A 12253-nucleotide genomic window follows, 5' to 3' on the forward strand; every position below is an offset into this window, starting at 1 on the left:
TTCCATTAATTTTATAAATTTTCTTGATTTCGCAAACATGAAATCACTGCTAATTTCATGTTTTCAGTTGTTTATCAAATTTAGATTTAGAGTTGCTTCAACATTTGTTTTAATTTTTGAATGTAGGTCGGGTTTTGATAGCCAGTCTCATTACTCCAATTTAATAATTTTTCTGTGCTTTCACGATTCTTACTATCAAGTGCAAGGGCAGCATAGACCTCAAAATCATCATTTTCTCTTTGCATATTCCAATTTTTGGCAGCTATGTGTAAACCTTCATCATATTTTTTTGAAACCCATAGGAATTGAGCTTGTTCTCTGAGATGGATGTGATCTTTATGGTCGAGTAGGTTTTGTACTCTTTGGGTTAGTTCATTTAGGTCTTTTTCTGCAAGAGGATCGTTTAGTTTCTGTTTGCTTAAAATAATTCGATATAACGCGCCATCATGATAACGATATGGTGTGAGAATTTTGATTGCATTTGAATATTCTTGTTGAGAAATATACCAATTGGATTTAGCAAGAGCGTTGGGTAAATTATCTACATTAAGTAATGGAATAGATTGGCTCGCAAGAGTTGGATCATTAAATCTGGTCGCTATTTCCAGCATAATATTACCTAGCCATTGCTGATCATTTTTATTTAGCCTTGGGGCCATTTGAAGAAGTTCATTTGTTCTAGGTTTTATTTCAGAAATATTTTTTGTCATTGCATCCACTTGCAAAACACAACCAACTTGATAAAGTTTCACACTTTGTTGATCTAATTGATAACATAGTTTAAGTGATTGATTAAATTGACCTTGTAATCTATATATATTTGCTAGTTGTAAAATTGCATCATAATTTTTAGGGTCTTTTTTTAAAACGTCATTAAGTATTGTTTCTGCTTTACTGAAATTATGATTTGCTTGAGCGAGTCGAGTTTCTAACAATTTATTTTCGGTGTCTGATGAATTGAAGCTTGATTTCATTAAATCTTCAGCTTGTTCTAAAAACGCACCATCGCCTTTTGAATAAGCTTTTTCAAGTAAGACATTAACGATTTGATTTCTAAGTTCATCATTATGATTGTTTTTTAACATTGCTGAATAATTTGGATGTTCAGAACTCGATGAAGATTCTTCATGATGATGTTTTGGGTGAGCTGAAGCTGTGTTTAAGTAGAGTGATACTACAATTGAAACGGTTAACTGGCGGATTAACATTTAAAACTCCCAAAAAGCTCTTAGAGTAAATGATTAAACTAAGAGCTTTTTTCTTAAAATTTCACTGCAACTGGTTCTGATTTGTTATCTATAGTAGATTCTGAAATCTCAGTAAGACTTTTAGGTTCAGACTGTTCGTAGTTACTTTGAGGTTGATTGGTTAATGACAACGTTTCTTTAAGAACCGGATCATTTTGAGATTGGTTGTTATTATTCGGTTTTGAATTATTGTCATTACCACCGCATCCACTTAATCCAATACCAACCATGAACAGCAAAATAAATTTTCTCATGGTGACTACTCCTAATTATTTGCTAGCTGTATTAGATGGAGAGCCTGCTACTGGAGTGTTTAAGTATGGGAAAGCAGTACCGAATTGTTGAGGTGATTGTAGAGCTCCATCAGTAAAGCCTATTCCTCCTGCTTTCGCATCACTCGCTTTACAGCCAACCGCAGTATTTACGCCATCAATCGTACACAGTAAGCCCATTGCAACGCGGAGTTCGATATCAACGACATCATCACCGGGACGACGTCCATTCGGAAAGCCAGCAGTATCTCCACCGATCACACCTAAACGGTTTTGTTTGTCTTTAGCTGCAGGAGCAATTGCCGTATTTAAGCGGAGCATTTCAGATGCTTTGACACTTTTGGGTTGATTCAATCCTGGAATACCTAACAGAAAAGCATTAACTAAATCAGTGCGTGGAAAGTTTGTTGGTGCAACAACGGCTCCACCTGTGGCATCTTTAAATAAAACTTCGATGAGAGTTGGTAGGGCAGGGTTGGTGACGTAGTCTGCAAATTGCCCATCATTTAAGGGTTTGCTCGCATTGAATTTATCTTTATCTTTTAAACCAATCACGACTTCATTAACGAGTGGCATACCTAAACGTGAAACTTGAGTCCAAGCACCTCCTACTTTCGTGGTGCTGTTTAAATTGCTATCAGGATTAGGATTGAGTAAGGTGGCTTGGGGTAAGCTAGCTGTTGTCCAGCCACCAATGACATTTTCATTTGTAGACACTAAACAGGATTGGGGAACTTCCAAAGCAATTGTAGTGACATTTTTGTCTGCAATTGTATTTAAGCCTTGATCTTCAGCATTTACTCCAGATGGTGCAAGTTGAGTAGCAGGGATTTTAATATTCACTAGATCAAATACTTCACCGAGATTGACTGCGAAAGGATCTTGGCGCTGGCCCACAAAAACTTTACCAATGCCACAACTGCCAAAACTCACATTTTGGACAAAACTATCAGCATATGATTGATAGTTGGGAATAGATTTGTTGCCAACATTATCGAAGGGTTTTTTAAACGTACCTAGAACACTTCTCTCACCTTTACGTCGATCACCTTTAATCATGGTAACTGTAAATGTTTCAGCTGTATTCTGTGCTGAACTACTATCGTTTGTTATTTTACCGATGTTGGATAAGGGAACAGAAATATTTTTTCCGCCAACCGGGACTTGTAAATCCTTTAACTCCTGATTAAATTTAAACTGGAAGGTAATATCTTCTTGCGCATCACCATTATTATCGATGTGGATTTCATAAAGTGCTTTGGGATCTAGAGAAAAGTAATTGGGACCGCCATAAGCATCTTGTAGAGGTTGATAGTTAGCAAGTAGCGTTACAAAATTACTGCGGCTAGATTCATAACTTTTAAACATATAAAAATCTGTAGCATCCACCTTGGGCATTTTAGTGATTGAGGGAGCTTCGCGATGGCTTGAAGCGAATGATGTCACACTAAGGCTACTTAGCATAATTGCTAAAAGTAGGCGAGAGTCCATTTTGTATCTCCTTGACCATACTGATCTTGGGTATATTTTTTTGATTAATGGTTATTCGTCTTATAATTTCCTTATATGAATTTAGATCAATATAAGACTCTTAATAGTTATACTTATTCAATGGTGAATTTTTTGTGATGGATCCGACATCATCATGATGACAGATCCATTTTTAAATTATTGACATACTCATTCTTTTTAGTGCTTTTTCGATAAATAATAGCTTATCCAATAATCCAGACTAATATAACGTCCACTACCTAGAACAATCAAAGCCAACAGCATCACCAAATAGGTCACTGCAAATTCAATTCCATTATTTAGAATCACAAATGACCCGCTTGAGGTCAGCCATTCGTAGTTTCCATAATTTTCTAAAATTTCACGTGCTTTTTCTAATTTTTCAGCAGAAGCAAGTACTTGTACATTTGCAAAAGGCGCATTTGAATCAGCAATTGCTTGCCAACCATTGGGGAGGTGTACTGTTACAATCGCAACGAGCATGGTCATGATGAGTGGAATACTGATCAGACGTGTCATTAGCCCCAATCCTAATAAAACTGCGCCAACGAGTTCAGTTGATGTTGCTAATGCAGCCATGAGCGTTGGGAATGGTAAGCCTAATCCCCAATCACTATTGCCAAACCACGCTACAGTATCTTGAAAATGCATCAGCTTATTTGTGCCAGCCATCCAGAATATAGGGACTAAAAAGAGTCTGAGCGCAAGTGCAGCAATTCCATCGAAATGTTTTATTGCTGTACACATTTTTTGATAATGTTGTGCGAAGGAATAAATGATCTTCTTCATGATAATTTCACGCGAGTTGCTATTGAATAGTTATTAGTCGGGTGAATGTCCAGTTTCTTACATAATTTTTTTTCTGAACTGTAATAAATCGTGATTTAGTCCGTCTAACAGTATGTACCTCAGTACAAATCTCGAAGTGATCTTAAAGGAATAGAAAAATGAATAAGTTAAACTCAATGACATCAGTTGCAGCATTATTGGCTCTATCTTTAGTAAGTGCGACGCAGGTGTCTGCCGCAGCTACGACAACAACAACTGAAGCGCATGCCACTAAAGCAACAGATGGCAAATGTGGTGAAGCCAAGTGTGGTGCAAATAAGGCTAAGAAACAACAGAAGTCTGCAGAAGCAAAATGCGGTGCTGAGAAAAAAACAGCAGAGGGTAAATGTGGAGCCGCCAAAAAAGCGACTGATGCAAAATGTGGAGCAGACAAAAAAGTCGCTGATGGGAAATGTGGCGCCAAGTAATCAATATCGTAATGAATGATGTCGATCAAGCTTAACTTGTCGACATCATTTCAATAAGGAAGAGCAACATGGTTCCACTGGCTGGAGTTGGTCTAGGCTTAAGGCGTGACTTTATCGATACGTTTTTAAGAGCAGAAACTCATCCTGATTTTATTGAGATTGCTCCCGAAAACTGGATGAGCTTTGGTGGTCGACATGCGAAGTTATTAGCACAATGTGTTGAGAAAGCCCCTTTATTATGCCATGGACTTTCCTTGTCTATTGGTGGTCCTCATCCACTCAATATTGAATTTATCAAACAGGTCAAAATATTCTTACAGCAATATCAAGTTCCCATTTATTCAGAACATTTAAGTTATACCCATGATGGTGGTTACTTATATGATTTGCTTCCGATTCCAATGACCGAAGAGGCTGTCAAATACGTGGCTGAGCGTATTTTGCGTGTTCAAGATATTTTAGGGCAGCGATTGGTGATTGAGAATGTTTCAACTTATCTGATGCCAAACGCAGAAATGACGGAAGCTGAATTTGTACGGCAGGTGATTGAACAGGCAGACTGTGAATTACTTCTCGATGTAAATAATGTCTATGTGAATAGTATGAATCATGGGAGTGATGGATATGCATTTATTCAAGCTATGCCCAAAGAACGGATTCGTTATTTACATATCGCGGGTCATGAACAAATAAGTGAAAACTTATTGATAGATACCCACGGAGCAGAAATCTGTGATCCTGTTTGGGAATTATTGCAATACACGTATCAAATTTGCGGAGTAAAGCCGACTTTACTTGAAAGGGATTTTAATATTCCATCATGGCAACAGTTAGAATATGAACTTGCCACTATCAAAAAAATTCAACAGCAGGAACAGGAGCGAGGTTATGACGGTCAAGAAAAGCACGTTCCAAATGACTCAGCAGCAGTTTTGTCGTTGGATTCGTGAGCCAGATATAGAGCAAATACCAACATTTCCTCTTGAACGAATGCAGATCTATCGAGATTTGCTCTTCAATAATGTTTGCTCATTTATAAATTTGGTTTATCCAGTGGCTCGTTCTATTTTACCCGAAGCTCAGTGGCAATCGTTATTGCAAGCGTTTTTCCAAAAAGCAAAATGTCAGTCACCTTTATATAATGATATTTCTCTGCAATTTAGAGAATATTTAGCAGATCATCAGCATCCTATTTTACAAGAATATCCTTGGTTAGAAGAGCTATTGCAGTTTGAATGGCTTGAGTTGTATTTAGATACGGTGGAAATCGAAGAGATTAGATTGACACAAAGTACAACATGGCAGCTAACACAGAAAGTTTGGGTATTAGTTTATCAGTATCCCGTTTATCGTTGGACAACCGCGACCACATTTGCCCAAATTGAACCAATACCAAGTGCTATTATGGTTTGGAGGGATGATCAGGATAAGGTCTGTGTGGAAACTTTATCGCCTTTATTTGCCATGTTAATTGAGCAACTCAGTTTTAAACCGTACTCAGAAATAGAGCTTTATGACTTAATACAATCGGTCATTCCTGATTTATCTGAACAAGAAACACATGTGCAACTCGATGAGTTAATAATGTTATTAACTCAGTTGCGATTATTAAACAACCTTGAATTACCATAATAAGGAATGGCAATGCCGCAAGCTCCATTAAATGATAATGATGAGATATTTCATCAGCTTCAAAATCCTGTGTTTTTGATGGATTTGAGACAACAGATGGTGAAATTTGCGGTGTTACAACTTTCTTCATTTCAGCAAGCAGAAGATGTGGTTCAAGAAGCTTTGGTGAGTGCATTTCAACATCTTGATTCATTTACAGGGAAAGCAGCCTTTAAAACGTGGGTATTTGCGATTTTAAAAAATAAGATTATCGATCTGATTCGGCAAAAATCTCGTTTGGTGTGTATGAGTGAATTGTTTAAGGATGCAGAAAGTGAGTTAAGTATCGATGAGTTATTTGATGCTTCTGGACATTGGCATAAATATGAAGCACCCCAAGCATGGCAAAGCCCCGAAGAAATGATGGAGCAGCAAGATTTCTGGAATATTTTTGATGCCTGTTTAAACCACTTACCTGCTAAATATGCACAAGTCTTTATGCTACGAGAAATGATTGAATTAAGTTCTGATGAAATTTGTGAAAAACTAGAACTCACGGTTTCTCATTTGAATGTACTGATGTATCGAAGTCGAACACGATTACGAGAATGTTTGGAAAATAAATGGCTACTTAAGGGAGATTGTTCATGCTAACTTGCCGGCAAGCAACACAATTGCTTTCTGAAAAACAAGATCGGTCACTTCTATGGAGAGAGCGGAGCGATCTACAACTACATTTGTTAGTCTGTCGTTCATGCCGTCGTTATGGAAAACAGATTAGAACGCTTAGTCAGCTTTCTAAAGCATTTAGAAAAATTGATAGTTAGAATCTTATAAGCGTAGCCAAGCTGATATCCAAGTTATACAACTGCATTTCAATGATGGCGTGTGTGATTACCCTTCTAAATAGTTCCAATTTAATAACACTCTTTAATCCCTAATATTTCGTAAAAATCCCGATCAATTATTCATCCGAGAGTAATTGTTTTTTATCTGTCAAAGTAAATAAAGAGTGGGTACTCAACGAGTCGGTAAATTATTTTGTGTAATTCCCTTTTTAAAGAATGCTTCAGCCTTAGATGGCAGAAGCATTCTTTTTATACTGTCTAGTTAAAGTGTCCACTACAGAATTTAGCCCAATCTGTCATCAAACTCTTACGTTTTTCAAGATAAGCTCCGCGTAAATACGCAGCTTCAACTTCATCTGGTAATTTGTGAGCAAGTACATGCTCACAAACCTCACGTGAGTAATCAGTTTTATCGGCTGACCAATCACGGAAAGTTGAACGGAAACCATGTGTTGTGATTACTCGATTTTGTTTCGGATCAATATAGCCTAAGCCATTTTCTTTCAGTTTCTGTTCATGCAGTCGTTTGATTAGTGTAGTCAAAGACATATCCGATAGCATCTCACTACTACGAGGCGCAGGGAAGATGAAATCTTGTGTTTGAGTATGATCTTGGATTGATTCAAGCAAAGTGATGGCTTCTTGAGACAGGGGGACACGATGTTCCTTTTCCGCTTTCATTCGCTCTTTTGGAATAATCCAGACCTTATTCTTAAAATCAATTTCCTGCCATTTTGCCCCAAAAATCTCACCAGAACGGCAGGCAGTTAAAATTGCAAATTCCAGAGCTTTAGGTGAAATTCCTTTTTTCTGTCTTAGGTGCTGAATAAACTCAACAACCTGTTCATAAGGCAAAGATGGATGAGGACGTGATTCCTGTTTTAAGTTGCCTAAAATTGGTTCAAGACTGCCTTTCCATTCAGCAGGATTGTCACCCTCAAAATATCCCATAGCCTTGGCATAATCGAAAATTGTTTCTATACGACCACGAATACGTTTGGCTGTTTCATTTTTTTCAATCCAGATTGGTTTAAGAACCTCTGCAATATCTACCTTAGTAATGATGCCAATTGTGAGATTACCTAGCGTTGGATAGATATAAGTTTCCAGTGTCGATGACCATTGCCCAATATGCTTTTGATTTTTGAGTTCACGGGTTTTATTGGCAATAACAACTTTTGCACATTCCATGAATGTTTTGTTCCGTAGTTGCTGAACATGAAGCTTTTCAAGCTGTTCTTGTTTGTGTGCAATAGGATCAATGCCACTTCGTATTTGTAATCTGAATTCGGTTGCTTTGGCACGAGCTTCGGCTAAAGAAACTTCGGGGTAGGGACCAATGCCAATATCACGGCGATGAGGTTTTAGTTTTCCTTCTTTATCTAACCGTTTGCCAACAACAGCACGCAAAATCCAAACACGGGAATTACCTTCGACGTTCAGGCAGAGGCCATCAACACCGCCAACAGAATGTCGTCCAGTCGCCTTAATTTTTGCTACACTGAGAGCAGATAGCTCTTTAGATTTCTTTGGCATGTCCTGATTTACCCCACAACCTACCCCTCATAAAATACTGGAAATGGTAGGATTAGACAAGATGGTTTAGGATGGTATAATGGTTAAGTATTTGAATTGTATATTTTTATAATATAACTTTGGACTGCTTAGGACTATTGTTAGACGGACACCGCTTCCGCCAAATATTGAAATAAGCCCTTGTTTTTACAAGGGCTTATTTTTTATCTGTGCTTTTAAACACGTAAAAATATGTTGAGCTAAAATTAGAATTACATGATTTGAAATTCTTTATATCTATACAGGAATGAGGCTACTCATTTATTGGATATTGATGGATAACAATAGAGAGTTATGTAAATCAAAAAATTTCTTTTTGTTAGAACAATTTAATTTTATTAGTTTTGGTATTAATCTAAAAAAATTAATTAATGATTTATGTAATAGAGTCAATAATTTATTGTAATTTTAATAAATTTTTAACAAATAAAAGTAATAAAAACATTTTTTTGAGCTAATTGGTTTTGTTATGATCAATAAATCATGAGCCTTTATTCATTTTAGTTATAGAGTAAATATGAAAAATCTTTTAATTCATAGCTCAAATTTAGATCAGTCGACGCTATCTACACATCTGTCTCAAGATGCTGAATCAACTTTGGAGTATACGCTTCAAGTTATGAATCAGCTTGTGCATTGGATGGTGAAGTCTGGGATCGGTTATGCTGAATTTTCAGCTGCTTTACGCCCTTTATTTTATAATGAAGCGATTCAAGAGCTTGAATATTTAAAACAGAAAAAAACAGACTCATCAATTAGTTTGCTGTCAGGTCTAAATAGACGTGATGTAAGTTCTTTGCGTACAGAAAATGGTGGTGATCACCGAATCATTCCAGCCTCATATGTGGATATATTATCAAGCAGTGTGCCTGCTCGTGTGATCGCTTTGTGGATACATTTAGATTTAGGCAATGTTTTGCCAGTTTCAGGAGAGGAAAATAGTTTCGAATTTTTGGTAAAGCAAATATCAACCGAAAAGCATCCACGCTCTATTTTACTGGAACTAAAACGCATTGGCTTAGTCGTAGAAGATGACGAAAAAGTCATATTACAAACCAATAGTTTTACTCCATCACCAGAAATGGATGAAATTAAACAATTATTTACTGCAAATATTATTAGCCACTTAGCTGCAGGAATTCATAATGTTATTGAAAAAGATAATAAATTTTTAGAACAAGCACTTTTTGCGAATGAGCTAACCTCTCTATCAGTAGAACAATTGAAAAAGACAAGTATGAAGTTATGGAATGAGATGTCAAAACAAGTTCTTGCTGAAGCCTTAGAATATTGTAAGCAGGATGAAGGTCGTCAAGATGCTGTGTTTAACTTTAGATTGGGTGTTTTTCAACATGATATGAAGGAAAAAAAATAAGCATTTTTTATAATTTGTTCACATGTAGCTATTTTCAATAAAAAGATGTATGAGTCAAAAATATTAGAGCATTAGGCTTATTTTTGTGTTTATTGGTTTTTGCCTAATTTTTTGTCCCTAATCGAACGCTTTAGTTAATAAAAAAACAGTGCGTGATGAAGATTTGATATTTCCCATAAAAATATTATTTGGTAAAATGTATAAAATGAACATTCCTTAATTTTATCTTATTTCTTTATTACTTAGTGATGAGAATTCCTCCGTTTAGGTGAGATCAATGTGTAATAACCGTGCTTTTGTTTTTTGCATGTTGTTTCTAACTGGATGTGGTGAAAATTTTACAGTTGGGGGGGTTAGTCTAGGGGGGGCTGGTACTGGTTTGGGGGGACCTCAAACGAATACGGTACCTGGAGGTCTTCAGGATGGTGTTGAAGATCCAAATGGCTGGGAATTTTATTTGGACAATTCAATAATTAAGTTACAACAATTCCCAACAGATCCTGATTGTTCAGGTGTGAGCCGTACGATTCAGTTTGAAAATATAAATACAGGTAAGCTCATTCCTGAAGGTACTGATATTATTTTTGCTGAAACTTCTACGATAAAACCAAATAACGCAGCTGTAAAAATTATTGTCCGTAATTTAACAGATAAGCCGATTTTAGAGCATATTCCTGCATGTACAGCGCCAATAAAATTGTTGGACCAAGATGGAAATGCGGTGGTTGGTCAAGGTGCAAATTTCAATTGTTCAGACAGAGAAAGTGTTCATCTTTATGCTGCTGGGGAATGTAGAATTTTTCGTTATGAATTCAGTTTGCCTCAAAAAGTTTCGAATTGGACCTTAAATTACAATACGAAATATACAGGTGTTGATAATATTGAAATCAATCAATGTCCTTCTTTATCATTTGATATGCCTGTTGAAAAAAGGAAGAGTGATGGCGTGATGGGGGATCCACCTATAATTATTTTTCCAGGCATGAGTGATCCTTCACCTTGTGATTCAATATCATCTGAATAATTTTTTAGAAAATTGATTTTTTGGAGACCTCTTTATGAGGTCTTTTTTTATTTTCAAAATTTGGCTTCTAGGGCGAGATACAAGAATATTAGACGGATCGAAACTTTTTGTTACATTTAAAAATGTGCAAAAAGTACATTTATACTTATTGAATGTTTAATTTGCACATTTTTTTATACATAATAAAACTACAAATCACGCTCTTTTATTATTAAAGAGAAATACATCACTAAAAGGTATTGGAATGAATAAAATTTATAAGATTGTTTGGAATGCTTCTATTGGGGCGTGGGTTGCAGTTTCTGAATTAACGAAGGGCAAAAGCAAAAATAATATAAGATCACGTAGAGTAGGAGCAATCGTGGCAGTCGTTGGTGTTGTGACTTTTAGTCCAACCGTTACCTTAGCTGGCGCATTAGATAATGGAAGTGTTTTCTTAAATTGTAACCCAACAAATAGTAATGGATCGGGTACTGTAGCTAATCAGAGTGTTGCTGTTGGGCAATATGCTTGTGCACCAGGTGATCAATCAGTTGCTGTTGGTGCAAATACTTATGCAAAGGGTAATTCGTCTATTGCAATTGGTGGTGATGATTTAAATAAAGTCGCAGGGACAAATAATAATACAGCAGCAGCTCAGACGTATAAGAATTTAACAGGCGATGATTTAATTGCTGCTTATGATGCTGCTACAGGGATTGGACATCAGTATATTAATACAGAAGCAGGTAATGGCGCAGTTGCTTTAGGGGTACAAGCGACAGCAAAAGGTGATTTAGCAACAGCTTTTGGTACACGTGCTAATGCTTCTGCTATTGCTTCAGTTGCTTTAGGTGTAGGATCAATTGCCTCTAAAGATGGTGGAGTTGCTTTAGGTGCGGGTAGTAGAACAGATGGTTCTGCAACAAAAGTACAAAGTGCCACTGTAAATGGGCTTGGTTTTACTGGATTCGTCGGTACAAGTGGCTTTGCTGGAACAGCATCTGATGCAGGTCGCCAAGTTTCTGTTGGTAATATTGGTAATGAGCGTCAAATTAAAAACGTAGCACCAGGTGCAATTTCGGCAATTTCGACCGATGCAATTAATGGTAGTCAAATTTATGCTGTAACCAATACTTTAATTGGTCAAATACAAACGACTAAATCTGCATCACCTGTAGTTTATACAGATACTACAGGGAATAAACTAACCAAAGCAAATGATGGAAAATGGTATCTTTCAACTGCTGTCGATGCGGGTGGTAATATTATTGGTTCGCCTACAGAAGTTTTGGCGGCAAACGTTGCGACAAGATTACAAGATGCAAATGGTTCAACGACGACACCAATTAAGCTAACAAATGTGGCTGATGGTACAGTTGCAGCCAATTCAAAAGATGCTGTAAATGGTGGGCAGTTAAAATCCGTTATTGATGCACAAACTGCAACAGATAATGCGGCAGTGAAGTACGACAACGCGGTGACAAAAGACAAAGTCACTTTAGGTGGCGGAGCAGCAGGTACCACGATCACCAATGTGAAAGATGGCGCACT

At 36.8% G+C, this 12253-nt stretch carries 13 protein-coding genes; 8 read left to right on the forward strand and 5 right to left on the reverse strand.

Annotated features, from left to right (window positions below; genetic code table 11):
- Positions 1–86: 86 nt before the first annotated feature.
- From MMP60_RS04515 to MMP60_RS04530, 4 genes are all read right to left on the reverse strand, one after another.
- Positions 87–1208 carry a tetratricopeptide repeat protein gene (locus MMP60_RS04515; protein ID WP_241335153.1) on the reverse strand — a complete coding sequence of 374 codons (1122 nt, stop codon included), beginning with the start codon at positions 1206–1208 and terminating at the stop codon, positions 87–89.
- 53 nt (positions 1209–1261) lie between these two features.
- Positions 1262–1501 (reverse strand): hypothetical protein, encoded by a 240-nt coding sequence (locus tag MMP60_RS04520; RefSeq protein WP_241335154.1) that lies wholly within the window; start codon positions 1499–1501, stop codon positions 1262–1264.
- 15 nt (positions 1502–1516) lie between these two features.
- Positions 1517–3010 carry a DUF4331 domain-containing protein gene (locus MMP60_RS04525; protein WP_241335155.1) on the reverse strand — a complete coding sequence of 498 codons (1494 nt, stop codon included), beginning with the start codon at positions 3008–3010 and terminating at the stop codon, positions 1517–1519.
- A gap of 198 nt (positions 3011–3208) precedes the next feature.
- Positions 3209–3820 (reverse strand): DoxX family protein, encoded by a 612-nt coding sequence (locus MMP60_RS04530; protein ID WP_241335156.1) that lies wholly within the window; start codon positions 3818–3820, stop codon positions 3209–3211.
- 158 nt (positions 3821–3978) lie between these two features.
- Between MMP60_RS04530 and MMP60_RS04535 the strand changes: the two genes are divergently transcribed.
- The 5 genes from MMP60_RS04535 (at position 3979) to MMP60_RS04555 (ending at position 6725) form a co-directional block, all read left to right on the forward strand.
- Complete coding sequence (locus MMP60_RS04535; RefSeq protein WP_241335157.1) at positions 3979–4287, forward strand: hypothetical protein; 309 nt, start codon at positions 3979–3981, stop codon at positions 4285–4287.
- Between the two features lie 68 nt (positions 4288–4355).
- Complete coding sequence (locus tag MMP60_RS04540; protein WP_241335158.1) at positions 4356–5237, forward strand: DUF692 domain-containing protein; 882 nt, start codon at positions 4356–4358, stop codon at positions 5235–5237.
- The gene (locus MMP60_RS04545) at positions 5176–5919 is read left to right on the forward strand and encodes a putative DNA-binding domain-containing protein (protein WP_241335159.1); all 744 of its coding nucleotides are present in this window, start codon (positions 5176–5178) and stop codon (positions 5917–5919) included. The genes MMP60_RS04540 and MMP60_RS04545 overlap by 62 nt, the downstream gene beginning before the upstream one ends.
- Before the next feature lie 12 nt (positions 5920–5931).
- Positions 5932–6552 carry an RNA polymerase factor sigma-70 gene (locus tag MMP60_RS04550; RefSeq protein ID WP_241335160.1) on the forward strand — a complete coding sequence of 207 codons (621 nt, stop codon included), beginning with the start codon at positions 5932–5934 and terminating at the stop codon, positions 6550–6552.
- A complete protein-coding gene (locus MMP60_RS04555) occupies positions 6546–6725 on the forward strand; it encodes a zf-HC2 domain-containing protein (protein WP_241335161.1) in 180 nt (59 codons plus the stop codon). Before MMP60_RS04550 ends, MMP60_RS04555 begins: the two co-directional genes overlap by 7 nt.
- Before the next feature lie 279 nt (positions 6726–7004).
- On the opposite strand, the gene MMP60_RS04560 is transcribed toward MMP60_RS04555, so the two are convergent.
- Complete coding sequence (locus MMP60_RS04560; RefSeq protein ID WP_241335162.1) at positions 7005–8282, reverse strand: site-specific integrase; 1278 nt, start codon at positions 8280–8282, stop codon at positions 7005–7007.
- 556 nt (positions 8283–8838) lie between these two features.
- Here MMP60_RS04560 and MMP60_RS04565 point away from each other — a divergent pair.
- The 3 genes from MMP60_RS04565 to MMP60_RS04575 form a co-directional block, all read left to right on the forward strand.
- The gene (locus MMP60_RS04565; protein WP_241335163.1) at positions 8839–9696 is read left to right on the forward strand and encodes a DUF6502 family protein; all 858 of its coding nucleotides are present in this window, start codon (positions 8839–8841) and stop codon (positions 9694–9696) included.
- A gap of 277 nt (positions 9697–9973) precedes the next feature.
- Positions 9974–10720: a hypothetical protein gene (locus tag MMP60_RS04570; RefSeq protein WP_241335164.1), complete on the forward strand. Its 747-nt coding sequence runs from the start codon at positions 9974–9976 to the stop codon at positions 10718–10720.
- A gap of 244 nt (positions 10721–10964) precedes the next feature.
- A partial coding sequence (locus MMP60_RS04575; RefSeq protein ID WP_277603670.1) for an ESPR-type extended signal peptide-containing protein occupies positions 10965–12253 on the forward strand: 1289 nt, incomplete at its 3' end.

This window comes from Acinetobacter sp. ANC 4805 (assembly GCF_022549495.1).
Classification (GTDB): Bacteria; Pseudomonadota; Gammaproteobacteria; order Pseudomonadales; family Moraxellaceae; genus Acinetobacter.